Below are 24,455 nucleotides of genomic sequence, written 5' to 3' on the forward strand. Positions count from 1 at the left end.
CCAAGCTATGGGCAGCGAGATTGTTTTCTCCGACATCCACGCCCAGCACAGGGCCGGATGCCACGGGTTCAACGTCGCCCTGCTCGACGACGAGGTTGAAAAACCATTGCCCGTTGCGCAAGACCAGTTCCGCCTCCTTCGGCTGGCCGGAGTCGAGAATGCGACGCTGGTGTTCGCCGAGACGCAACGGCACGGTGATACGCCCATCGAGGGTATAGAGCGAGACGGTCTTGCCCTTGAGGGTGTAGGTGCGTTTGTCGAAGTGGACACTGGCGCGGTTGAAGCGGATGTCGGGGATGGGCGCATCCTTCCTGATGCGCCCGAGTTCTTTTTGTGCCTTATACGCCTTGCAGACCGAGAAGATGGCGTTGCAGCACATCTGACTGCCCAGCGGTGTCACTTCGCGCAGCATCGTATAGGTGCGCTGGTGCAGGCCGACGCGGTTGTAGAGACGGTGCTCGCGTACGATGGGAACAAGACGGTTGCAGGCGTCCGCGTAGGCCGTTCGCAGCGCGGCAAGCGCTCTAGCCTGTGCCGCGCTCAATGCCAGCCGAATCGACGCCGTGCGCATCATCCCTTATCGCCTCTTGGTGACATGCTCGGAACGCTCAATGTAGCGACGGATGGTTTCGGCGCTGATGCCACCGCGCCAATCAGTACGTCGCGCCGATACTTCGGGCACCAGATCACATGGTACGCCGTTTGATAGACGCAATTACGTTTCGTGACAACATCAATCATGCGTCACAGTTTACACCACATGGTGCGCTTCGCGCACCCGCAATTCCTCCCCTGACTCAAGTCAGGGGTTTCCTTGCGGAGATTCTATGAAGGCCGCTTGTACCTGTTTGTGGCCATCGACAGAACCTCAAATTTGCCTACGCCGAACTGCATCTACGAGCGACGCGCTTGATTGCTCGTGATTTCCTTTCCAGTCTGCTTGAAGCGGTGCCCTACGCAATCCATACCATCCTCACTGACAACGGTATCCAATTTGCCGTACGCAGGGGAACAGAAGGAAATTGGGCTATTCCGTTTGATCGGCTGTGCAACGCCAATGGAATTGAGCACCGCCTGACCCAAGTATGCCATCCCTGGACAAAAGAGCCTGAACGACTCAGGATCAATCCAGCACAGCGTGGGACTGAACACCTAGGCTTTTGCAGGTACAACACATTTTGCCTCAATCGGTAACCGCAGCTCAAAACACGAGCCTTCGCCTACCACCGAGCGTACCAACACCACATTACCGCCCATTAACCAAGCCAATTCTCGCGCCAGTGCCAACCCTAGGCCGCTACCGCCTTGGTCACGGGTAGTGAAATTGGCGTTTTGGCGGAATTTCTCGAAGATTTTTTCATGCTCTGCTTCGGGAATGCCCGGCCCAGTGTCTTCGACTCGAATATGAAGCTCATGCTCATCGCAGTTGACATGGACTTGCACTTCGCCGTGACGGGTAAATTTCACCGCATTGTTTAACAGATGATTAAACACTTGCTGTACCCGAATTGGATCACCTTCCCATTGCTCCGGTAAATTGCTATCGATATGCAAGGCAATCGGCAATGCTTTTTCTGCTGCCAAGGCCTGATTTAAACCAATCACATCACGCAAAGCAGGCAACAGTGGGAAGCGGCAATGGTCTAACACCATGTTGCCCGATTCAATTTTGGCAAGGTCTAATACATCATTCACGAGCGACAGTAGATGCTTGCCACTTTGATAGACGGTGTCAGCGTATTCATAGGTTTCATCATTGGCGGCATCCATCCGCAGCAATTCAGCAAAACCTAAAATACCGTTCAGCGGGGTACGCAGTTCATGCGACATACGCGCAAGGAAATCGCTTTTCATGCGATTGGCCTCTTCAGCTTGTGCCCGCGCTTCTTCTACCCGTTCAAAAGATTCCTCGACACTGTGCGCCATGCGGTTCATCGAGTCGTTCAAGCGTCCCAGTTCATCATCCGATCCTTTCGGGAAACGGAAACCAAATTCACCACTTTCGATGCGGTACAAGCCGCTAATCAAATCCGTGATCCGCCGTGTCAGCATCGAGGCCAGCCAAATCGCAATCGCCACCACCACAATCACCATCAGCATCGTCGAAACCGACAAACTAAAGGCAGTGCGTTGTAAGGAATGGTCGATAAGATCGCTGATTTCTTGCTGTCGCTGCTTCATCTTGCTGGCAAATTCACTGACTCGCTCGCTCATCTGTGCAGCCGTTTGTTTAGCTGGCTCTTGGAATTCGTCGATATTGGCACCGATGGTCACATACCCAAAACCCCGCAAAGTATTGCCATAGTGGCCGGTGTAATAAGGAATGGTCGCGGCAGTGGTCAGCTTCCATACCCCTGTCCACAAAATCAAGAACGACCCCGAACCGCCAAACTGGGTCAGGTCGTGCCAACCTTGGCACTGTGGGGCAAAATTAAGATAGCGACACTCCAAACCGACAGTGCCAGCCTTATTTAAGGCTTTGGCTGGTTTTTTATTGCGTGTTTGTTGATCGAAAATCGGGACATTTTTCAGATACTCACGCAGGGGCAAACCACTCTTTTGCCAACCTTCGTATAACGAGGCCTCTAACCACGGTGTGGCATATTCACCGGTATTCGGATCAAAACCAACGATGGAGTGATGGCGGGGGTGGGCAACGGAACGGTCTTGATAATCCCAAATAAAGGCGTAGTTGCCACTGGCTGGATCAGCAATTTGTCCATAGCGTTGGTCATTGGGTAATAAATGGTCGGTGAAACCCAAAATATGGCGATGGTCGAGGGCTAAGGTGACATACCCCACCACCTTACCGTTTTTCTCAACCGGTGTTGCCCAACGGATAATGCCCTGAAAACGCTTACCCAGTGGGTTTTCTTTACCGGCATAGGCTTCTTGTTGGGGCTCAAAGGGAATGCCGGCGGTTGCGGCTTTTTCTGGGGTGAAGGTCCCAATCACCCGTGACGGTACATACGGCCCAATCACATCCGACACATAGATTTCACCGGGCTTCAGTTTTTGTAACTCGGCAAAATAGTTCTCTGCCTTGGCATAGGTATTTTCTTTTTTCGAGACATCACGCAACTCTTTTGGCAGTACATCGGTTGCCGAGACTTTGATGCGCTCTTGCCCTGTTAAATCGACAAAGGTGATTTCGTGATACAGCGGCACTAATTTTTCGCGTAACACCGTCTCAGGTGGGCGATAGTGAAAGTCTTGTTTGTTTTCTTCGTTGGTCGCGTGAACTTGGCGCTCGGTCCAATTCTGCAGCGGTACTACCGGCTCCCAGCCCTTACCATCAGCGGTCAGCTTCCATTCGCCACTGTCCACCACACCACGCAACTGTTGTTGAATAAAGCGTTGATAGTGTTCTAGGTCTTGCTCCATCTTGGCAACAAACAGAATATCTTGATCGCGGTCGTACAGAAAATCAGCCACCGCACGGGCAGTGTCGGTAGTCAAACGTTCTAATTCTTCACGCGCCCGATCATTCAGTGCCTTTTCTGCCTCTTTAGAGAAGGTTTTTCCCATTTCCTCGACCGTCTTCGCCACTTCTGCGGTTAGGGTGTCGGATTGTTCATTCATGTTTTTGCCAAGATGGGTCACCCCTTCCCACGCCACCAAAGCCAATAACACCAAGGGAATGACTTTAATCAGCACAAACAGAAAAATCAGTTTTGCACGAATGCCCCAATGATAGAAAAAAGCTAAAAGAGGTTTTTGTTCTGTTGTACTCATGATTGCCGCCCTAACCAACGAACTAAAGTGGCCTGTAATGTGGCCAAGGTAAATGGTTTTGCTAAATGATCGTCCATGCCAACATCCAAACAGCGTTGGATGTCCTCGGGCATGGCGTTGGCGGTCAATGCCAAGATGGGGGTTTGTGCTGCCACGCTGCCGGCGTCTCCTGCACGAATGCGTTCGGTGGCTTCAAAGCCATCCATTACCGGCATCTGGCAATCCATTAAAATCAACTGATAGTCATGTTGTGACAGGGCTTCGAGCGCTTCTTTGCCGTTGTTAGCAAGATCGACATGAAGATCTTGTTTTTTCAACATCGCCACGGCCAGTTTCTGGTTAATCAGATTATCCTCCACCAGCAAGACCCGTCCGACCAATTCTGTTTTCTGTTTCGCCGCTCTGCCCGCTTCTGGATGAGTCTCTTCAACAGGCAATGGCAAACTGATTTCAAACCAGAATTCCGACCCTTCGCCTTGAACGCTGTTGACCCCAATCGTGCCACCCATCATGGCAATCAAGCGTTTACTGATCGACAGGCCAAGTCCCGTTCCACCAAACTTGCGTGAGGGCGAGGTATCCACTTGTGAGAAAGGCTGGAACAGGCGCGCCACGCCTTCAGGGCTGATCCCGATGCCAGTGTCGCGGATCGCAAACCGCATCTGGCAGGCGGAGGAGGTTAATGTCAGGATGGAAACCTGTAGGGTGACTTCGCCCACTTCTGTAAATTTAATGGCATTTCCCAACAGGTTAATCAATACCTGTTTAATTCTACCTGCATCACCACACACCACACGCGGCAATGCCAAATCCAGTTGCAGTGCCAGTTGAATGCCTTTAGCACGGGCAGAAACATTCATCAAACCGACACAGCCATTTAATAGTTCATGCAGTTTGAACGGTTGGGTATCAAGCTCGAGCTTGCCGGCTTCAATTTTTGAAAAATCGAGAATGTCGTTAATGATGGTGAGTAACGATTCGGCACTGCTGCGAATGGTTTCAGCAAAATCGCGTTGTTCTTCGTTCAATTCCGAGTCGAGCAATAAGCTAGTCATGCCAATCACCCCGTTCATTGGCGTGCGGATTTCATGACTCATATTGGCTAAAAATTCGCTCTTGGCGCGGCTGGCCCGTTCTGCATGAAGTTTGGCGTTTAATAGCGCTTGTTCAGCCTCTTTGCGTGCCGTGATGTCAGCAAAGCTACCGACCATCCGCAACGGCACACCATCCGCACCGCGTTCAACCACATCCCCACGGTCTAACACCCAAATCACCCGCCCATCTTTACGGCGCATCCGGTGTTCGTGATGATAGCTTCCGCCACCTTTTAGACAAAACTCGATGGCTTGCATAATATCGGGCTGTTCTTCTGGCAATAAACAGCGGGTAAAGTCTTCAACCGTACCGGATAATTCCTCACGACTATAACCCAAGATGTCAAACCAACGGGGGTTGTGTTTCAACGCATTGGTGGTGAGATCCCAGTCCCACACACCTTCTCCAGTGGCCTCAAGCGCATAGCGTAGGCGGCGTTCACTTTCTTCGATCTTGATTTGCGCCATCCGAATGTCGGTAATGTCATGGGCAATCACTAAAATTTGCGGTCGGCCTTCTTCATCTAAAAAAGGCTTTTTAATCGAGCGAAAGAATCGACGGTCTCCGGTTTCATCATCGGTGGATTCTTCAAATACCACCTCGGTTTCGCCGCGCGCCATGATATTTAGGACATTTTGCCGGAAAAACTCGGCCTGCTCGGGGGTGGCACTGAAATCACCATCGTCTTTGCCCACCATGTCATCTGGTGTCGTGCCATAAAAATCAGCCACAGGTCGATTGCATAGCAAAAACTTGGCGTGGTGATCTTTGAGAATAATAAAGTCGGGACTTTCATCCAATACCGTTCGCAGCAGACGGCGTTGAACACGCAAATCGCTTTCAGTTTGACGCAATTTTTCTGCCAAGGCCTCTACAGCCAACAGCCGAGCTTGTTGCTCGGCAATGGTTTTTTCTAATTCAGCGATTTTTGCTAAGGCGGCTTGGTATTGTTCAACCGATGTCATTTACACATTCTCTTATTCAACTCATATTTTTTGACCGAATAGACTGCTATCACTTCGGTCTACAACCGCCTCAGCTATGCCGGTTTCAGGGCACTGAGTTCAACCATCGGTGGGGTGTCTTCATCATCTTGAAACTGGTTGCGTATGTCTAACACTTGCTCCCACACCGAGAAAAACGCATCCACACAACGTGGGTCAAAATGACGGCCCGATTCATCGTGCAATAACTGACAAGCACGATCCAGTGGCCAAGCAGGTTTATAGGGGCGGGCAGAGGTCAGGGCATCAAATACATCCGCCACAGCCACAATACGACCGGAGAGGGCGATTTCTTCGCCTTTAAGACCATTGGGATAGCCGCTACCATCAAATTTTTCGTGATGATGCAGCGCAATTTCCGCCCCCATTTGCAATAAACGCGAATGGCTGCCCTGCAGCAAATCGTGACCAATCTGGGCATGGGTACGCATAATGACCATTTCATCATCATTTAACCGCCCAGGTTTCAATAAAATGCGGTCGGGAATCCCCAACTTACCGACATCGTGCATTGGTGCTGCGCGCAACAACAACTCGCATTGCTCTTCAGGCAGCTTCAAGGCTTTTGCAATCAAGCGCGTGTAATGCGCCATACGTTGAATATGGCCGCCGGTTTCTGGGTCGCGATATTCTGCCGCACGGGTTAAGCGAATGATGGTTTCCATCTCGCGATCAACCAATTGCCGTGTGGCCTTGCGTACTTCTTCTGCCAACCATTGATTGCGGTCTTTTAACCGCAGGTGTTGTTGCCGCAGCTTCAACAAGTTGGTCAGACGCGGTTGTAACTCGAGAGGATCGACCGGCTTATTCAAGAAATCGGTGATGCCAGCGGCTAAAGCACGATGACGAATCTCGCGGTCTTGGGCTGCGGTAATCATCACCACAGGGACATCCATCGCCCCCGGCTCACGGCGAAAACGAGCCACCAACTCCAACCCATCTAAACCGGGCATCATATAGTCCACCAGCAATAAATCGGGCAGATGTTGTTGGCAGGCGGTGAGGGCATGAAAAGGATCGAGAAAAGAACGAATTTCTAAACCCTGATTGACCGCAGGCAACAAGCCACACAGCTTTTCAAACAAAACCAAATTGATTTGGTTGTCGTCAACGATATAAAGCAGCATTTCGCTATGCTCCTGCAGTCTTGGCGCATCAACCGCCGGTTTGGTATAAAGCGGCGCGGGTTTCCGGCACCACCGAGCTCACCCACGACCAACAATCGGCAATCGAACCTTGTGCGTTTTGGTGACCACGTCCGGCTAATTCGAGTTGACCCAACGCCGCCGCCATCCGATCAAGCCCCAAATTGGCGGCCGAACCTTTTAGGCTATGAGCTAACTCGACAAGACCTATTGAAGCATCTTGTTGTGCTAAGGCAGCTAATTGTGCCCATTTGCTATCCACATCAGCCCACAAATCCTCTAATAGCTGTAGCCGCACTTCCTCTCCCAGCAGCTCATCAAGCTCTTGCATACTGCTGGTATTGAGCAGTGGGCTATTCAATACAATTTCGGGCAATGCGAATGAGGACACAGGTTTAGCCTCCACAGGAGAAGATTGAGAGAAAGAAGATGAGGAATCGCCCTCGGCCTCGGCCGCAGTTTCAGCAAGCACAGGCTCGGGAGCAGGCGTTTCTTGTAGGCGGGTTTGCCAGTGGCGTAAGCAATTTGCCACGGCTGAAATATCCACCGGTTTGGCGAGAAAATCATTCATGCCAGCGGCCATACAGGCGCGGCGGTCTTCGCTCATCGCATTGGCCGTCAACGCAATCACCGGCAAATTCGCGTTAACGCCCCCACTGCTACGCAGTGCGCGCGTGGCACTTAGGCCATCCATGCGTGGCATATGCATATCCATCAACACCACATCGTAACGATGACGAGCAAGATATTCCAATGCTTCAACACCATCTTGTGCCAACTCGGGCTCGTGCCCTAATCGGCGCAAAATACTGCTAATCACCTGTTGATTGACCGCATTATCCTCCACCACCAAGATACGTAACGGCATATCGGTAATCGGCGTGGGCACCAAAGGCGTGGATAAGGGACGTTGTAAGGTGGGGTGATTCTCTGGCAATAACGTTAACAGTTGATCGAGCAACACACTGTGTACCAGCGGATCGGTGTTCATGCTGATAATGGCTTCTTGCTGCGGCACCTCACTGCGTAAAGCAGGATTGTCTAATAACAGCAATAGCGCAGGCACATGCGCTTTAGGATGGCTTTGCATCAGCGTACGAATATCGAGTGCATTGATACCGGGCAAGGGATGACGGGCAATCATCACATCCACCGGATGATGATAGTCACCATCGCCGACACAATGTTCACGCCAATCGGTTAGTGCCTCGACAGTTTGACTGAATAATGAAGTTTGAGCCCCCCAATGCGTCAATAAACGCGCAATCTCACTGCGTAGGGTTTCATCTGGCTCAATCAATAACACATTTAGGCCAGCCAAAGGCCGCTGTTCTGTGGTGATCGCCGACTGTCCTGGGCACACTTGTAACGGCAGTTCAAACCAAAACACACTGCCGACCCCTAATTGGCTTTCAAGGCCAATCGTCCCACCCATGCGTTCCACCAAACGCTGACAAATCGCCAAACCTAAGCCTGTGCCACCATAGCGGCGGGCGGTGGAAGAATCGGCTTGGGTAAACATGGTAAAGAGGCGTGATTGCACTTCTGAGGCAATACCAATCCCGGTATCACGGACATTCACCCGCAAACGACCAAACAATCCTGCTTCTTCTAAGGTATCGCTAATGGCATCGGGCAGGTCTGACATTGCCGCTGTTGGCAGGCTTTGCCAGTAAATTTCAATGGTTACCGTACCGCGCTCAGTAAATTTGACGGCATTCCCAACCAAATTTAGCAACACTTGGCGCAATCGCCCTTCATCCGCCAACACATAATCAAAACCTCGGGTATCGAGACTGAGCATCAGCGACACAGGTTTGCCGACCAAGCGTGTGGCCATCAAACTTTTCACCCCTTCGGCCAGTTGCGGTAGATCACAGGGTGAAATCTCGAGTTCTAGCCGCCCGGCTTCCATTTTCGAGATGTCGAGGATGTCATTGATAATCGACAACAGGGCATGGCTGGAGGCATCGATAGTACGGGCAAAATAGGTTTGTTCGGGATCAAGCCGAGTTTGTAACAACAAGCTGCTCATCCCAATAATGCCATTGAGGGGAGTGCGAATTTCATGGCTCATGGTGGCCAAAAATTCACTTTTGGCACGGTTGGCCCCTTGTGCCTCATCGCGGGCTCGTTCAAGGTCTTTTTGTAAGGAAATCTCATCGGTGACATCGCGCACAATACCGCGATAACCTTCAAAAGTCCCTTGCTCACTGAATACCGGCACCCCACTAATCGATAAATACCGTGGCGCCACCCCCGGTGCAGCTTTGAGGCGGTAGGTAAAATTACGGAACGGTAAATGGGCATTTAAAGTCGCAATATGCTGTTCTAGATCGCCAGATTGAATTTCTTGTGAAACATCGACAATTTGATCACGGCGCTTTCCAAGCAAGGCCAAAGGGTCAATCCCTTGTCTGACAATGCCTTCGGAAAAATAGATAAAGCGATGTTGTTGATCGGTTTCCCAAAACCAGTCAGCAGCAATTTCAGCTAATTGCCGTGCTTGGCTGGCTTCAAGCGACAGCGTGCCTTCTTCATTGCAAGATGCATTGACATTGTGTGCGCTCATTACACGCCCTCATCCATCGCACGGCAGGCAAAGTCAGAAAACAGACTGAACATGGAAACAGCTTTCGTATCGAAAAACGGTTCAAGACAGGAGGATAGCAACAGATTACCCTAACAATCAATCTAAAATCACAATTAAGTATTAAAAACGACTTGATTCTATACTTATTGCCATAAATCTTGTATTTCTCAATCGCCTGTTTAACCTAATTGTTTATTGGTTAATTCCCCTAATTGTAACAGCGCTTTTATATGACGTTCACTAAAAGGGTAACAACCTGATAACCTTATATGACGGTTGTAACGCCCGGATGGTGAATACAGCGTGCCAGGCATGATAGAAATTTTATGTTGCAGGGCTTGGCGGAATAATAAGGCACTGTCACATCCCTCCGGCAATTCCACCCACAGCAAAAATCCGCCCTGCGGTGCAGTCGCACGAGTCCCAACAGGGAAATGCGCCGCTAACAATCCACGCAGGCGGTCTAACTGCGCTGCATATAAACGGCGCAAACGGCGTAAATGCTGTTCATATCCTCCCATCTGTAAGAATAGCCCAGTGGCTTCAGCTAACAATGCCGGTTGTGCAACAGAAGAACAAAATTTCAAATCAGCCACATCACGACTAAATCGCCCAGCTTCAATCCAACCAATCCGAAAGCCGGGGGCCAACGTTTTGGTATAAGACGCACACACCAACACCCAACCATCGCGGTCAAACGCCTTCACCGCAGGGGCCAGCGGCATATCAAACTGCAATTCAGCGTATAACGCATCTTCAATCAGTGGCACCCGATAGTCATTCACCAAACGCGCTAAACGCTGCTTAGCCGCCAGCGGCATACAACAGCCCAAGGGGTTGTGCACATTCGGCATCGCGACAATCGCTTGCAGGCGTTTTTCTTGTAATAACAGCTCGACCGCATCAACCGCCAACCCCGTTTCTGGATGAGTGGGAATTTCGACCGTTTTCAAACCCAAACGATCAAGCAGTGGTAACAGGTTAAAGTAAGTCGGTGACTCTAAACCGACGGTATCGCCCGGACGAGTCACCGCACGCAACGCCAGCTGTAACGCCTCCATACAGCCATTGGTCAGGCAAATTTGTGCAGGGTCTAATTCCATGCCAAGACTATGGGCATGACGGCAGATTTCTTGACGCAATAACAATGGGCCCGGCGGCAGGCAATAATCAGTCAATAACTCTGGTTTACGCCGCGTTAACTCGTGTACCAATTTGCCTAATTTCGCCCCCGGATAAAAATCGCCCCCCTTTGGACAGGCCAAAGACAAATCAATATGGTCTTGCCGTTGATTGGCGGCTAACACCGCTGCGATTTGATTTAACACCACTAAATCGGCTGGCTGCGCCTCGCTCTCGGGAACCGTGGTTGTTGGCAGCGGTGGTGCGGCCAGTTGTGATCGCACATAGTAGCCCGACTGTGGGCGAGCCTCGATAAGTCCACGACTTTCTAAATGGCGATAGGCTGCTAACACGGTGTTTAAACTGACCTGACGCTGTTTTGCTGCTTCACGCACCGAGGCCAAACGCGCCCCAGCAGGTAAACGGCCATCTTGCATTGCGGCACGCAACGCTTCTGCCAACATCAGGTAACGCGGCATTTCAGTCGGTGTGTCATGACTCGGGCCCACCACAAAGGGCATATTGTCGGATCTGTCCATTTTGTTCTCTATCACATCACAGTTCATCAGCACAGCAAGGGTTACAGTGTGTTTTTCGCATCACTGTAACCCATATAAAATTTTATTTTTGCCACTGTAACCATAACACTAAACCCGTTATCGTAGTGTCACCGAATCATTCACAGCACGAGGTGACATTATGATGTTAGACATTCCTTTGATGACCTATGTGGCCAGCCTCTCGGTGACCCCCGGCCCAAATAATTTGATGTTGGCAGCCAGTGGCGTCAATTTTGGCTTCCGCCGCACATTACCCCACATGCTCGGCATCAGCATCGGCCATGCCGTACAGGTGACATTAGTGGCGTTGGCTTTTGCATGGATCATGCAATGGTTAGAAGCGGTGCGCTTACCGTTGATGGTGGTTGGATGTAGCTATTTGTTGTGGTTGGCATGGAAACAAACCCAAGCCGATCGGCCCGATTCTCGGGGCGGACACCAGCCTTTGGGCTTTTTAGGCGCAGCAGCGTTTCAATGGGTCAATCCCAAAGCGTGGATGATGGTATTGAACGTAGCGATTTTGTTTTTGCCTGCCGACAGCCACGCGGGCGATGCTTTGTTATTGGGCGTGTGTTGTGCGGTGGTGAATTTCCCCTGCATTGCGCTGTGGGCGTGGACGGGCGATGCCTTGCGGCGGTGGATGCACCAGCCATGGGTGTTACGCAGCTTTAATTACAGCATGGCGCTGTTATTGGCTGCTACCGCTGTCTATTTGTTAGTTGATGAATGGCGGCATGTCATGGCCTAGATGGACGGTGCTCCCTGCACACAGCAGGGAGCCGACCGGAGGTTAATCGATATAATCCAAATCATCCCCCAACATCACTGGGTCTTTATCACTGGCCTGTTGCAACCAATCGGACAAGGCAGCAAAGTCCACTGGTTTTGCAAACACCCGTACCCGTGCCGGTACCCCCCCTTCAGCTTCAATGGCATGGCTTTCCATCCCCGTGACGGCTGCCACATGCAAATGGGCCAGTTCTGGCCGCGAGCACAGATAACGCAGCAAGGCAAAACCATTTAAGTCGGGCATCCGCAGGTCGGAAATCAGAAAGTCGGGCTGAAAACGGCCAATCGCTAACAAGGCATCAAACCCCGAAGCGGCTTCAAAAAACTGTGCCTCCGGTAACATCAAGCTGAGTTTGATACGATAGAGCTTCATCATGGCAATATCGTCTTCCACCAACAAAATACGTTTATGCCCTGTACCGGGCGGGGGATTGCCTTGGGCGCGGCAGAGTTGTTCCACTGCATCGACGCTGACCCGTCTATGACCCCCTTGTGTTTTCCACGCCGGCAACCGGCCACTTTCTACCCAAAGCTGCACCGTTCGCAACGACACTCCAAGCCGTTCGGCGGCCTCACGCGTTGTGCAATGTGGCTGGTCAGGCGTCAGTCCATGAGTCATTTTGTTTCCCCTATGAGTGGCAGATAGACGGTCACTGTGGTACCAGCCCCAAAACGACTGTCCACCGTGACATATCCGCCATGCAGTTCAATAATTTCTTTCACCACGCTCATCCCCAAACCTGTGCCGGGGATTTTTCCAGAGCTATCTGCGCGATAAAACCGTTCAAAAACACGCGCCAGCTGTTCGCTGGACATACCAATACCTTGATCGCTGACTTGAATCGCACATAGGTGAGGCTGTTCTGCCACCTCAGCCGACAAAACCAAGCGAATTTCACCGCCATTGGGTGAGTATTTATAGGCATTGGATAAAACATTGTTAAAAGCCTGTCGCAATTTACCGCTGTCGGCATGAACCAATACCGGTTGGGACGGCAACGACACCACGACTGAGCGATCATCGCCCGGCATTTTTAGGCCATTGACGGTGTCACACAGCAGCTCATTCAAAGACAAGGTTTGTAAGCGGAAATCTTTGCCACGCCGCGCCTCAATGCGCGCCAAATCGAGCAATTCATTGATAATTTGCACCAATAAACCCGATTGCTCATAAATCGTGGTCAACAAATCACGCTGAGTTTGTTGATCAAAGTCATTGTTGAGCAACAATTCGGCAAAACCATATACGCTGGCCATTGGCGTACGCAATTCGTGGGCCGCAGTGGAAAGAAATTCGCTTTTTAGCCGTTCTACTTCCACTTCTGCCGTCACATCGCGAAAATACAGCAACACGTTCACCGAGTCGTTACTACTTTCCGAAATACCCACTTCAATAATCGCCTTACGCGGCCAACGCAATTCAAACAACTCGCGGTTTTCGCGTCCCTCGCGTGGGCCATCGCCAGCGCTGTTCAACCGCGCCCGTAACGAGGCTAAACCACGATACGGGGCCTCAGGTGCACAACGGTCTTGCAAGGCTGCATCAAATTGAGCTGGTGATAACCCAATTAAAATGGTTTCACTCAATCCGGTTAGGCGTTCAAAGGTTGGGCTGACATAGCGCAACACCCCTTGGCTATCGAACGACACAAAGCCATCGGGACTCATGCGGAAAATCGCTTGCAGTTGTTTAGTGCGTTCTTGCAAGCGCAGCTCTGCCATCCGCCGCTCGGTAATATTCAGGTGAGTTCCACTAATCCGTAATGCGCGGCCATTGCCATCTCGTTCCGATACCTTACCAGAAGCCAAAATCCACAACCAACGACCATCCCGATGGCGCATCCGCACTTCGGATTCAAAGTCAGGCGCATGACCGTCTAAATGGGCATGTAATAGACTGCGTACCACTAAAGCATCATCAGGATGACACAAGGCACACCACCGCGTTAGGTTGAGTGGGTCGAGTTCTTTAACCTCATACCCCAACATCCCCGCCCACAGATGGTTAATTGCCATCCGGTCGTGCAACACATCCCATTCCCACAAACCAATCGTGGCACCGCGCACCGCCAGCTCTAAGCGTTGTTCACTGGCCGAGAGCGCATGTTCGGCACGTTCGCGGGCTTGGTCGGCATGACATGCATCAATAATGCCGGCCAAACTGGCTAACAGGGGTTCGAGTAGATCAATGTGGTGGCTTTCATAGCCCCCCTCTCGATTAGCCAGCCCCAAGACCCCGAGCACCTTACCGCCCACCGCCAACGGCAACCCCAAAAAATTGCTCAGTTTGGGTTCATTCAGCGCATCAGCGGGAGGCAGCGCCGGCAGATTCGACACGATAGGGCGGCCTTGCACAATCACCCGTTGTAGTGCTTCATCTAAACTCAAAAAACCGGTTTGGGGTTGATATTGCTCGCCATAGAGATAACGGGCGTGATCACGCGTGGCGGTTGAGGCCAGTGCGTAATGACACAACACCGGCTGTCCCTGCGGATTGTCGCGCACCTCGGCAATTAAACCGACTTCACTCTCTAACAATGGCAACAGCCGCTGTAACAGCTGATGTAACAACACCGGCAACGGCACATTAGCGATTTTTTGCGCTTGGCTTTCGGTGATTAAATCGCTGACCTCAAATTGTCGCCGCAACGAGCTTTCTCGTTCACGCAAAATCACGGTACGTTGTTGAATTTTGTATTCCTGTGCTTCCTGTGTGGCCTGTAAACGATCCATCATGGCATTAAAGACTCGGGCAAGACGTTGATACTCGGCAAACCCCGTCTGAGTCGGTAAGCGTTGTTGTAACTGTCCGGTACGGGTAATGTGTTGTGCTGCCTCACCTAAATGGACTAAGGGATGCATTAGGCGGCGGGCGACGATATAACAAGCAGTCAACACCCCCGCCAGCAACAAAATCACAATGGCAATTTGCAATCGAAACAACGCAAACAATTCTTGCCATGCACTGTCCATCGACACACTAGACACTAACGATAAATGCAGTTGATCTAATGGCCATGCCAGATTCAGGGGGGTGCGAATTTCTACTGTATTCGCCACAATCGTCCCCACCAAACGCTGCCCTTGCTCGGTGACAATCGCATGTTGTACTGAGTCAAAGTCTTGCACCAACAGATATTGCATGGGGATTTCAAGCTGCAACACTGCTGCCGGCCCCGAGCGGCTAGAGAGATGCACTGGCCGCGCAATCAACACCGTCCACTCCAACGGTTCTTTACGCAACACCGCCAGCATTTGCCCATGTTCCCATACCGAAGCAAGCTGATAAGGGTCGGGGCCCAAGGGCCGGTTGACAAATAACGACAAGCGACTGTGTAAAATCGGGTCATCGACCTTGGCGATAAATTCATTGCGATCTTGTAATGGTCGCCCTTCAAGAATCAAAGTGCTTAAGCCAGATGAAGCGGCCAGCGTATCAAGCTGCATCAAGGCAGCATGAAAGCGCAACTCGATATTTTTCGCAGTCTGTATCGATTCATGTTCTAGCTGCGCTTGCAAATGACCCACAATCCAACGCTGCATAAAAGCAGAGGACACACCGGCAACAGCTATCGCCGTCAAAAGCGAAATCGCAGCGGCAGCCCACAATAGCCGAGGCAATAAAGACGGATTGGACATTTAGCGATAATGCTCACGCAGAAAAGCCAACAGTTTTAACGGACTGAAGGGTTTTGGGAAATAAGCATCAGCGCCCACCGCCATCCCACTTTCAATATCGCTGGCCTGACCGCGTGCCGTCACCATCACCACGCCGGTGTTAGCCAGTGCAGGGTCTTTTTTGATTTGGCGACAGACTTCAATACCGTCAAACTCCCCCGGCATCATCACATCTAAAATAACCACCTGTGGCCGGTGTTCACGAACCAATTTCAACGCCCCAGCACCGTCTTCTGCCTCAATCACGTCATACTCTTGGCATAAAGACAACCGCAGCAATTTACGCAAATTGGCTTGATCGTCCACGATCAACACTATCGGTTTATTCAAGGCCGGCTCCGATCAACAGTTTAAGGCGCGGTCGAGTTGTGCAATCAGTTGTTGCAACACGGTTTCGACTTCTAATTCTCGATTTTGCAAATCTTCCACCGAGAAACGCGCATGGTCGATAACTTCTTTCAGCGCATGTTCTTGTGTTTCTTTGAGATCAAAACAATGAATGATGGTCTCTAAACTATGCGTCATTTCTTGCAAAATGCTTTTGCTGTTCTCGCGTTGCTGTTCTAGCTCACTGCGTAAACGCTGGGACAGACCAAGCAAGCTGCTGCGTGTTTCCAACAACTGGCGTTGCTGTTGCAATGCAGTATAAACATAATCCAAACTTGCCACGCGTAAACTCATGCCTTCGGCAATTTGTGCAACATGGTCGCGCAATCTACCATGTCTTTCTTCGTCCAGTGGCATGTCTTTGATCAAAATGGTCACCGAGGGATAGTTAAATACCGCCCGTTGCCGAAATTCAAAAATGCGGTCCATCGTTTTGGCATGTTGCAAAATCTCTTGCTCGATGGGAATGGGCTCGCCACCATGACTATTCAGATAGCGCCCACGACAGGAATTGACCTCGATAATCGCTTGTAAGCCAAATTGAGCCAGCGCATCTAAACCACACTGAATTAAGCTGGTTTCATCCTGACAGCTGGCAGCATCACGCATCAAGCCCAAGACCACACCGGTTTCACCCAAAGCGGTCATCACCGAGAAAGTGGTTTGATTGGCTTGCATGGCATCCAAACGCGCTTGTCGCCGCGCACTGGCCAACGATGACAGATTATTGACTTTGTAGTGCAAGTCGGCCATTTCGACCGGCTTAATAAAGTAATCATCTGCACCACAGTTATAGGCTTCAAGACGATCGGGCAAACTATCCCGCGCCGATAAAATCAAAATCGCCATGTCCTCTAATTCAGGATCTGTCCGCAGGTGGCGGCACAGCTCATAGCCATTCATCCCCGGCAGGTCTAAATCCAAAATAGCAACCGTGGGTTTTTCTTCCGATTCAAGTTGCTGTAACTGGGACAGGGCGGACTCAGCATCGGGATAGGCACCCACCTGATATTCCCCTTCAAACACCGCTTGCACCCATTCCAGTTGAAACGGATCGTCATCGACATGCAGTAATTTTTCCATGATAGAGCTCTCGAATCGTTAGTCTAGAAATCAATAGTTAGGCGCTGGCAAAGTCTTGTTCAGCCATGTCTTCCGCTGCGTGATTGACAGCAGACAGGGCATCACACAGTTGCAACACCCGATGGCGCAGCACGTCCTCTGGCAGAGTTTGCAGAGCTACGCCTTCAAATTGGCTGGCAATCCGATGTAATTCCACTGCCCCGATTGAACCAGCAGCGCCGCGTAAGCGATGGGCAATGCGCGATATTTCTACATAATCTTGTTGTTGCAAGGCATCTAACAGTCGCTCAACGCTGTGTTGATGATGGCTGGCAAACAAGGCAATCATGCGCCGTGCCAAGGGCAATTTACCGCCACTAAAGCGCAATGCCTCGCCCAAGTTGATGGCCTCAACCGTGCCTTGTTTCATCTGGCGTGGCACCACGGCCATCGGGGGCGGAGTGGGGACATGCGGATGTTCAAGGCAATGGCGCAGTTGCAGTGGCGTAAACGGTTTTGGTAGAAAGGCACAGGCCCCCGCCGCAAACGCCGCTTCTTTTTCTTTTTGTTCAGGATTCGCTGTACACAACACCACATGCGGCACCGTGCCAACCGCAAAGCGGCTTAACCAATGCGGTAAGCGCGGCAGGCTGTCGCCGTCGGGTAAATGGCGGTCGAGGAAAATCCAATCGGGTGCAACATGCGATAACACCGCTTCTGCTTGCGCCAACGAGGCTACAGCCTGACACGAGGCGCCTTCTTCAGTTAACCAATGGCACAACAGCTCGCGCAATACCATTTGATCTTCGACCACCAACACCGTTTTGCCATGCAATATCGGCGTGCTGCGGGTGGGGGTTTGTGACGGTGGCGGCACATCGCCGCGCAGTTGTGCCGCCAACACCGGAAAATCCAGCGGCTTTTCCAAACGGCCATCCACCGCCACCAAGCTGTCATCCCACTGCCGCCCCGGATGGGTGACGACATACAGTCGGCTATTCATATCGGCATGGTGCCGCAGCAGCATACAGGCCTCTTCCAAAGCGGCAGCGGAACGGCCATCGGCCAGAAAAACATAGTTTAATTCCGCCCGTAGATGGGGCATTTCATCCAATAGCGTAATCGCTTCTTGGATATTGCTCACCCCAATCGAGGCGATGTGGAGATGGTCTAACATCACCGCCAGCAAGGCACGCCCGACTTTGTTTTCGTCAATAATCAAAGCATTGCCTGCCAAGCGAGGGATAGACTCAAACACATGCTCCCCGCCCACCAACGTCAGCGGCAGAATCACTGTAAACGTAGAGCCCAGCCCGGGACGACTGCTGACCGTGATTTTTCCGTCCATCGCTTTGACCAAGCTGTCGGTGATCGCCATGCCCAAACCACTGCCACCGAAGCGAGTTACAATGCCTTCGCCTTGGGAAAAATCTTGAAATAAACGGGCACACTGCGCCTCATCCATGCCAATCCCACTGTCTCGCACCCGAATTTGCAACAAGGGCCGACCCGCCCGATCACAAATTACCCCGAGCTCAAGTAATACCCAGCCTTTTTCAGTAAATTTAATGGCATTACTGACTAGATTGGTGACAATTTGCGTCAAACGGAGAGGATCTGCCACGATCCGACGCGGCACATCTACCGCCACGTCAAAGTAAAACTCAATCCCCCGCGCCACCGCCAACGGCACACAGATTGCCCGCAGATTGTTGAGCAGTTCGGTCACATCAATCGGCACCGGTTCTAAACGCAAAGCACCACTGTCAATGCGGCCAGCATCCAGTAAATCGTTGACCAGCTCTAACAGATTGTGGCCTGTACGCTGCATTTTGCTCACTAAATCAGCCTGTTGCGTATTTAACGGCGTTTGGCTGAGTAGTTCGGTCAGGCCCAACAAAGCACTGAGCGGTGTACGCAGTTCATGTGTCAGACGTGAGAAGAAAACTTGGGAAGGGCGTTGTGGGTTCATGGCAGAGACTTTGAACTATACCTAAATCGGTAAAAAATTAACGCAAAGCAGCAGAAAAGGCCTTTTTTGTTACCATATTTATCAATATATTAGAAAATTACGACTTTTTTCAATAGCAACAGAATGCGGTGCGTTCATTAAACGTGAAAAAACAAAAACAAGAGCATAAAAAGACACGGCTTTTGTATTTACAACAGCACAAAAATGCCAATCGACTGAAAAAATCTCCCGACAAAATCATACAAGCAATTGATTTATGACTTAAAAATAAAATTTAATGACATTTCATTTATATCACGAAACAGTCAGGAAAGATTAACCATTGGCATTTTATCATTTGACTTACATCAATCAACAATTAAATTTTTCTTGATTGCATTAAAATTGTTTCTGTTGAAATTCTCAATTTCTTTGAGAATTTGTCGGTAAACTGACGATGAGGCAATAAAAACGGTTTTTTCAAAAAATAAAACATCAAGAAAAGCGAAAAATTTCGGGAAAATGTTAGAAAGCAGGGCGTTTTCTAAAAAAATGCAAAGGAGGGCGGAGCAGGGGACGAGGAAAAAATGCAATCAACGTCAAAGAAGAGAAAAATGAAAATTAAGGAAATCAGGTAAAAGCGTGGCAATTTTGCCACGCTTGAGGACTTAAGGATTAAGCAAAGGCCAGACGCAGCCCATCATAACCGGGCACCACCGAGGGTGGGCAACGGTTGAGCATGTCTTGATATTCCATTTGGTGGGTCATGTGAATCAACACCGTCTGTCGCGCACCAATCACCGCTGCCAATTCTAGGGCTTGGCCAAATCCTAAATGCGAGGGATAAGGCTCTTCGCGCAAACAATCGAGAAACAGCACATCCAATCCCTGCAACAGCGCCAAACAGCTTTCCGGCAGTTGGTTCAGGTCTGTCAGATAAGCAAAATTGCCAATCCGCCAGCCAAAAATCTCCCACGGGCCATGAATCAGTGGAATCGGGGTAATCGTCAAACCTTGGAATTGAAACGGGCTATCAACCGCCTGCGGTGTTAATACCGGCTTATCCCAATATTTCCCCGGGGGCAGGCAGGCATAGCCAAAGCGTTCCAAAATATTGTCGATGGTAAACCGGTTACCAAACACCGGAATCGCTGCCCGTGAATGGAAACAATAGGCGCGCAAGTCATCGATGCCATTTAAATGATCGGCATGCGGATGGGTGTATAACACGGCATCGAGATGATGAATGCCTTCGCGCAACGCTTGTAACCGTAGATCGGGGCTGGTATCAATCAGCAAGGTTTGGCCAGCGATTTTCACCACGGTCGATGCGCGGGTACGGTGGTTGCGCGGATCGGGGCTGTGGCATACCGCACACGGACAGCCGATCACTGGCGTCCCTGCGCTGGCACCCGATCCAAGAATAATGGCCTCACCAGCCAAGGAGGATAGGGTTATGGCATGGTCTGACATGGTTGGGCTTTCTTAAACAGCCGGAAGAAGTTTGCTGTCGAAGCCTCGGCAACTTCGCTTAATGGCACTTCTCGCAACTGGGCAATAAACTCGGCCACATGCCGTACAAAAGCAGGCTCGTTGGCTTTTCCACGATGCGGCACCGGTGCCAGATAAGGGGCGTCGGTTTCCACCAACAAACGATCTAATGGCACCCGTTTCGCAACGTCTTGCACGATTTTGGCATTTTTGAAGGTCACTATGCCAGAAAAAGAAATATAAAACCCCAAATCCAAGGCTTGTTTGGCGGTTTCCCAGTTTTCGGTGAAGCAGTGCATCACCCCCCCTGCTTCATCCGCCTGTTCCTCTCGCAAAATAGCGAGGGTGTCCACCGCTGATTCGCGGGTATGAATAATCAACGGCAGCCCTGTTGCCCGCGCTGCGCGAATATGTGTCCGGAAACGCTCACGTTGCCACTCTGGGCGGTCTTTGTGCCAGTGATAATCGAGACCAGTTTCCCCAATACCAATAATTTTCGCCGCTTGCGCTTCGTGGCACAGTTCTTCAAAACTGAAATCTGGCGCGTCTTTCACGTCAGGATGCACGCCAACGGTGGCCCAAAAATTGTCATAACTTTCTGCCAAAGCCCGCACAGAGGGGTAGGTATCACAATTGACGCTGATCAGCAGGGCATGACTGACCCCTTGTTGTTGCATTGCGGCACGGACATCATCCATGCGGCTAGTAAATTCGGGATAATCTAAATGGCAGTGTGAATCGATTAACATATTTTCTTAATGAGACAAAGAAGGGAATAACGCTGCATAGGCCAATAAAATGGCCTCAAGTTGCAAGCGCAGATTTAAAGTGTGTTGACCAAACGGCAAACGCTGTTGCAGCTGATCGTGAAACTGCATCAGAGCAATCGGCGAGATGCGTTCCGCCAAGCCCTGTAAGGCAGCCGTGTAATTGGGATAAAACCGCGCAGGTCGTTGATAGCGCACCACGGCTAAATCATGCAGCCATTTATCCAACCACGCCAAAGGGATGGCAAACGGTAACCGCGCACGGTCGAGTTGTTGTGCAACATCTAAAATGCCTAGCACCGAGGGAGACAGCAAGACCTTGAGCAAGGCTTCCCGCTGTTTCACCAGTTCGGCATCATCCAGCGCGAACGGCGCACCACCGGCCAATGCCAATTCCGCATCCGCCTGTTTCACCCCTTGTTGATCGAGCCATTGTAACGCCTGTTTCCAATCGGGCATCGACAGTGGAAACACCCGACAACGACTGCGTAATGTTGGCAACAAGGCGTGGGGATGATCGGAAGACAATAGAAAATGCACGCCCTCGGGGGGTTCTTCGAGAATTTTAAGCAAGGCATTGGCCGCCGCCGTATTTAACGCATCGGCAGGGTCAATCATCACCACCCGCCGCCCACTGCGATGGGCCGATAGGTGAGCAAAATCAATCAAATCGCGCACGGCCTCGATTTTAATTTGTGCCAGCTTACGCGGTTTGTCTTTATCTTCTTCCTCATCCGCGCGTAAAACGCGAAAATCAGGATGTGAGTTTTGCAACATCCAATGGCAGCTTTGACAAGCGCCACAGGGGAGATGGTCGTCACGGGGGCGTTCGCACAGCAATGACGCTGCTAATTGTTCGGCAAATGCGGCTTTGCCAATCCCATGCGGGCCAGTCAATAACAGCGCATGGGGTAACTGTTGCCATTGCCGCATCAACTGTTGCCAGTTGTCCTGTTGCCACGGCAACAATCTCATGGTCGGCCCTCGTGGATAAAGGCAGTCAAGCGGGTAGCAATCTGCTGTTGCAACTCAGCAACGCTACAACGGGCATCTAATACATGAAAACGCTGTGGTGCGGCAGCGGCGCGCTGTAGATACGCTTGGCGGACACGTTGATGAAAGCTGTCGGCTTCGCGTTCAATACGATCAGCGGCTTGACCGCTATGCTGCCGGCGAGCATGGGCAATATCAGTTGGCACATCGAACAATAGGGTTAAGTCGGGTTGTAAATCTGCATGAACCCATTGCTCTAGCTGCTCAATCGCTGCCAGTGGCACCCCACGCCCACCACCTTGAAAAGCAACCGTCGAATCAGTAAAGCGATCACATAACACCCATTCACCCCGCGCCAAAGCTGGCAAAATCCGCTGCTGCAAATGCTCTTGGCGTGCGGCAAACATCAGTAAAGTCTCAGTTTTCAAACTGACCTCGGTGGCAGGATCGAGTAATAACTGGCGCAATTGCTCGCCTAATACCGTTCCACCCGGTTCACGAGTCAGACAGACAGCGATGCCTTGTTGTTGTAAATACTCGGCGATAAACGGCACATGGGTAGATTTTCCCGCACCATCAATCCCTTCTAATGTCAAAAAACGCCCACGTTGCACCATTGGCAAAGGCATGGTCAATCTCCTTTTCCAAGAATGTATTTCCGCACCGCTGCATTGTGCTCGTCTAAGGTTTCTGAGAATTGCGACGTGCCATCACCCCGTGCCACAAAATATAAAGCTCGACTTGGTGCCGGATTGGCTGCCGCTTCTAACGCAGCGCGGCTAGGTAACGCAATCGGCGTGGGGGTTAAGCCCGAACGGGTGTAGGTGTTGTACGGGGTATCAGTCAACAAATGCCGTTTGGTAATTTTGCCGTTATACGCAGCGCCAACGCCGTAGATCACCGAGGGATCGGTTTGCAAGCGCATACCAATATTCAAACGATTGACAAACACCGCTGCAACATGGGCGCGGTCTTCTTCATGGCCGGTTTCTTTTTCAATAATGCTGGCCATCTTGAGTAATTCATAGGGATTTCGATAGGGCAAATTCGGCTGGCGAACTTCCCATGCACGTTGTAATTCTTGCTGCATTTTGTCATAAGCACGTTTCAGTAAAGCAAATTCACTGGTGCCTTTTAAGAAAAAATAGGTGTCAGGAAAGAATAACCCTTCAGGGTGGTCATGCTCACTGCCCAGTTTTTGTAGTAGCTCACGGTCGGACAAAGCCGCTGTGTCATGTTTAAGCGCAGGATGTTTGGCTAAGGCTTGCCGGAATTGGCGGAACGTCCAACCTTCGAAAGCGGTAATGGTGTATTCGCCAGCCTCACCCTTTTCTAAGCGAGCAAATAACTCCCACATCGAGGTGGCTTTCACAAGACGATAATCCCCCGCTTTGATGCGCGTATCCAAGCCAGTCAACCGCGCCACAATTTGAAACGCGCATGCGCTTTTAATGGCATCTTGCTGTGCAAATTGTTCAGCCGTTTGTGAAAGACTTTGACCCGCTGGCACATCAACGACCAAGGGCATGGATTCAGGAGTATGAGGAATAAAGGTTACCCAAGTGAGCCAAGTTGTGATTAACAAGCCTAAGATAACCAGCAAAGAAAGAAGTTTGCGCATGAAAAAGCAAGAAAAAAACGGACGGCGAATGATAACACACCGTAGGAAGGGCTTTTTTGGAATGGTGAGGGCGCCACAGTGGGCGCCCGAATTGGGTTAATGTCTCAACCAGACTTTGCTACACCCACCCATCAAACTGCATCACCGTACCGATGGCGGTAATGGCTTCGCTGCTGGCGGCGATTTTGACTGCGAGGCCGTTGCGGTCAAGGCTGTTGTTTTGCAATTCAGCCAGATGACCGTTGAGCTCGGTGGTGTTGGCTTGACGGCCATAGGTGTTTTGGTACAGGGTCTGAACGTAGGTGGTGTTATCCATCTTGGCCAAGCTACTGTTATGGGCTTGGAACCAAGCAAAGATAACATCCGCCGACAGCCGGCCGACTTGATAGTCGGTGGCGGCTTGTTTACCCAGTTGCCATTCACTGACCGAGGCATCGCGGTTGAGGAAGGTTTGGAACAAGC

General features: G+C 50.9%; 19 protein-coding genes and 1 pseudogene. 2 read left to right on the forward strand and 18 right to left on the reverse strand.

What is annotated here, in order from left to right:
* On the reverse strand, positions 1 to 574 hold a 574-nt coding region (locus tag ACYVJG_RS12260; RefSeq protein ID WP_460431303.1), incomplete at its 3' end, for a hypothetical protein.
* Positions 571 to 741, reverse strand: coding sequence for a transposase (locus tag ACYVJG_RS12265; RefSeq protein ID WP_460431304.1), 171 nt, complete (start codon positions 739 to 741; stop codon positions 571 to 573). The genes ACYVJG_RS12265 and ACYVJG_RS12260, both read right to left, overlap by 4 nt.
* An 88-nt stretch (positions 742 to 829) precedes the next feature.
* Between ACYVJG_RS12265 and ACYVJG_RS12270 the strand changes: the two are divergent.
* A pseudogene (locus ACYVJG_RS12270) lies at positions 830 to 1,101 on the forward strand (DDE-type integrase/transposase/recombinase); the annotation flags it as partial.
* 51 nt (positions 1,102 to 1,152) lie between these two features.
* Here the strand turns inward: ACYVJG_RS12270 and ACYVJG_RS12275 are convergent.
* From ACYVJG_RS12275 to ACYVJG_RS12295, 5 genes are all read right to left on the reverse strand, one after another.
* Positions 1,153 to 3,735, reverse strand: coding sequence for a sensor histidine kinase (locus ACYVJG_RS12275; RefSeq protein WP_460431305.1), 2,583 nt, complete (start codon positions 3,733 to 3,735; stop codon positions 1,153 to 1,155).
* A complete protein-coding gene (locus ACYVJG_RS12280) occupies positions 3,732 to 5,795 on the reverse strand; it encodes a PAS domain S-box protein (RefSeq protein ID WP_460431306.1) in 2,064 nt (687 codons plus the stop codon). Before ACYVJG_RS12280 ends, ACYVJG_RS12275 begins: the two co-directional genes overlap by 4 nt.
* Positions 5,796 to 5,869: 74 nt before the next feature.
* Positions 5,870 to 6,961, reverse strand: a complete 1,092-nt coding sequence (locus ACYVJG_RS12285) for an HD domain-containing phosphohydrolase (RefSeq protein WP_460431307.1) — start codon at positions 6,959 to 6,961, stop codon at positions 5,870 to 5,872.
* 28 nt (positions 6,962 to 6,989) lie between these two features.
* Positions 6,990 to 9,551, reverse strand: a complete 2,562-nt coding sequence (locus ACYVJG_RS12290; protein ID WP_460431308.1) for a response regulator — start codon at positions 9,549 to 9,551, stop codon at positions 6,990 to 6,992.
* A 200-nt stretch (positions 9,552 to 9,751) separates the two neighbouring features.
* Positions 9,752 to 11,233: an aminotransferase-like domain-containing protein gene (locus tag ACYVJG_RS12295; RefSeq protein WP_460431309.1), complete on the reverse strand. Its 1,482-nt coding sequence runs from the start codon at positions 11,231 to 11,233 to the stop codon at positions 9,752 to 9,754.
* Between the two features lie 160 nt (positions 11,234 to 11,393).
* Between ACYVJG_RS12295 and ACYVJG_RS12300 the strand changes: the two genes are divergently transcribed.
* On the forward strand, positions 11,394 to 12,002 hold the full coding sequence (locus tag ACYVJG_RS12300; RefSeq protein ID WP_460431310.1) for a LysE family translocator: 609 nt from the start codon (positions 11,394 to 11,396) through the stop codon (positions 12,000 to 12,002).
* Between the two features lie 42 nt (positions 12,003 to 12,044).
* Here ACYVJG_RS12300 and ACYVJG_RS12305 read toward each other — a convergent pair whose 3' ends face one another.
* The 11 genes from ACYVJG_RS12305 to ACYVJG_RS12355 form a co-directional block, all read right to left on the reverse strand.
* Entirely contained in the window at positions 12,045 to 12,662 is a 618-nt protein-coding gene (locus ACYVJG_RS12305) for an excisionase family DNA-binding protein (RefSeq protein WP_460431311.1), read from the reverse strand.
* Positions 12,659 to 15,682: an ATP-binding protein gene (locus ACYVJG_RS12310; protein ID WP_460431312.1), complete on the reverse strand. Its 3,024-nt coding sequence runs from the start codon at positions 15,680 to 15,682 to the stop codon at positions 12,659 to 12,661. Before ACYVJG_RS12310 ends, ACYVJG_RS12305 begins: the two co-directional genes overlap by 4 nt.
* A complete protein-coding gene (locus ACYVJG_RS12315; RefSeq protein WP_460431313.1) occupies positions 15,683 to 16,051 on the reverse strand; it encodes a response regulator transcription factor in 369 nt (122 codons plus the stop codon).
* Between the two features lie 12 nt (positions 16,052 to 16,063).
* The gene (locus ACYVJG_RS12320) at positions 16,064 to 17,191 is read right to left on the reverse strand and encodes a response regulator (protein WP_460431314.1); all 1,128 of its coding nucleotides are present in this window, start codon (positions 17,189 to 17,191) and stop codon (positions 16,064 to 16,066) included.
* A 37-nt stretch (positions 17,192 to 17,228) separates the two neighbouring features.
* A complete protein-coding gene (locus tag ACYVJG_RS12325) occupies positions 17,229 to 19,142 on the reverse strand; it encodes an ATP-binding protein (RefSeq protein WP_460431315.1) in 1,914 nt (637 codons plus the stop codon).
* Positions 19,143 to 19,796: 654 nt separating this feature from the next.
* On the reverse strand, positions 19,797 to 20,594 hold the full coding sequence (locus tag ACYVJG_RS12330) for an MBL fold metallo-hydrolase (RefSeq protein ID WP_460431316.1): 798 nt from the start codon (positions 20,592 to 20,594) through the stop codon (positions 19,797 to 19,799).
* Complete coding sequence (locus ACYVJG_RS12335) at positions 20,576 to 21,361, reverse strand: TatD family hydrolase (RefSeq protein ID WP_460431317.1); 786 nt, start codon at positions 21,359 to 21,361, stop codon at positions 20,576 to 20,578. Before ACYVJG_RS12335 ends, ACYVJG_RS12330 begins: the two co-directional genes overlap by 19 nt.
* A gap of 6 nt (positions 21,362 to 21,367) precedes the next feature.
* On the reverse strand, positions 21,368 to 22,354 hold the full coding sequence (gene holB / locus ACYVJG_RS12340) for a DNA polymerase III subunit delta' (protein WP_460431318.1): 987 nt from the start codon (positions 22,352 to 22,354) through the stop codon (positions 21,368 to 21,370).
* Positions 22,351 to 23,001, reverse strand: a complete 651-nt coding sequence (tmk, locus tag ACYVJG_RS12345; protein ID WP_460431319.1) for a dTMP kinase — start codon at positions 22,999 to 23,001, stop codon at positions 22,351 to 22,353. Before tmk ends, holB begins: the two co-directional genes overlap by 4 nt.
* A gap of 2 nt (positions 23,002 to 23,003) precedes the next feature.
* Complete coding sequence (gene mltG / locus ACYVJG_RS12350) at positions 23,004 to 23,993, reverse strand: endolytic transglycosylase MltG (protein ID WP_460431320.1); 990 nt, start codon at positions 23,991 to 23,993, stop codon at positions 23,004 to 23,006.
* 118 nt (positions 23,994 to 24,111) lie between these two features.
* Positions 24,112 to 24,455, reverse strand: a 344-nt coding sequence (locus ACYVJG_RS12355; protein ID WP_460431321.1) for a DUF4214 domain-containing protein, incomplete at its 5' end; no start/stop codon positions are given.

This window comes from Aquaspirillum soli (genome assembly GCF_054781915.1).

Excerpts from the sequence above, each read along its gene's own strand:
- mltG (WP_460431320.1), bottom strand. The coding sequence starts at position 23,993 with ATGCGCAAACTTCTTTCTTTGCTGGTTATCTTAGGCTTGTTAATCACA.
- tmk (WP_460431319.1), bottom strand. The coding sequence starts at position 23,001 with ATGCCTTTGCCAATGGTGCAACGTGGGCGTTTTTTGACATTAGAAGGG.
- ACYVJG_RS12305 (WP_460431311.1), bottom strand. The coding sequence starts at position 12,662 with ATGACTCATGGACTGACGCCTGACCAGCCACATTGCACAACGCGTGAG.
- ACYVJG_RS12280 (WP_460431306.1), bottom strand. The coding sequence starts at position 5,795 with ATGACATCGGTTGAACAATACCAAGCCGCCTTAGCAAAAATCGCTGAA.
- ACYVJG_RS12275 (WP_460431305.1), bottom strand. The coding sequence starts at position 3,735 with ATGAGTACAACAGAACAAAAACCTCTTTTAGCTTTTTTCTATCATTGG.
- ACYVJG_RS12290 (WP_460431308.1), bottom strand. The coding sequence starts at position 9,551 with ATGAGCGCACACAATGTCAATGCATCTTGCAATGAAGAAGGCACGCTG.
- ACYVJG_RS12330 (WP_460431316.1), bottom strand. The coding sequence starts at position 20,594 with ATGTCAGACCATGCCATAACCCTATCCTCCTTGGCTGGTGAGGCCATT.
- ACYVJG_RS12300 (WP_460431310.1), top strand. The coding sequence starts at position 11,394 with ATGATGTTAGACATTCCTTTGATGACCTATGTGGCCAGCCTCTCGGTG.
- ACYVJG_RS12265 (WP_460431304.1), bottom strand. The coding sequence starts at position 741 with ATGATTGATGTTGTCACGAAACGTAATTGCGTCTATCAAACGGCGTAC.
- ACYVJG_RS12295 (WP_460431309.1), bottom strand. The coding sequence starts at position 11,233 with ATGGACAGATCCGACAATATGCCCTTTGTGGTGGGCCCGAGTCATGAC.
- ACYVJG_RS12335 (WP_460431317.1), bottom strand. The coding sequence starts at position 21,361 with ATGTTAATCGATTCACACTGCCATTTAGATTATCCCGAATTTACTAGC.
- ACYVJG_RS12325 (WP_460431315.1), bottom strand. The coding sequence starts at position 19,142 with ATGAACCCACAACGCCCTTCCCAAGTTTTCTTCTCACGTCTGACACAT.
- ACYVJG_RS12320 (WP_460431314.1), bottom strand. The coding sequence starts at position 17,191 with ATGGAAAAATTACTGCATGTCGATGACGATCCGTTTCAACTGGAATGG.
- holB (WP_460431318.1), bottom strand. The coding sequence starts at position 22,354 with ATGAGATTGTTGCCGTGGCAACAGGACAACTGGCAACAGTTGATGCGG.
- ACYVJG_RS12285 (WP_460431307.1), bottom strand. The coding sequence starts at position 6,961 with ATGCTGCTTTATATCGTTGACGACAACCAAATCAATTTGGTTTTGTTT.
- ACYVJG_RS12310 (WP_460431312.1), bottom strand. The coding sequence starts at position 15,682 with ATGTCCAATCCGTCTTTATTGCCTCGGCTATTGTGGGCTGCCGCTGCG.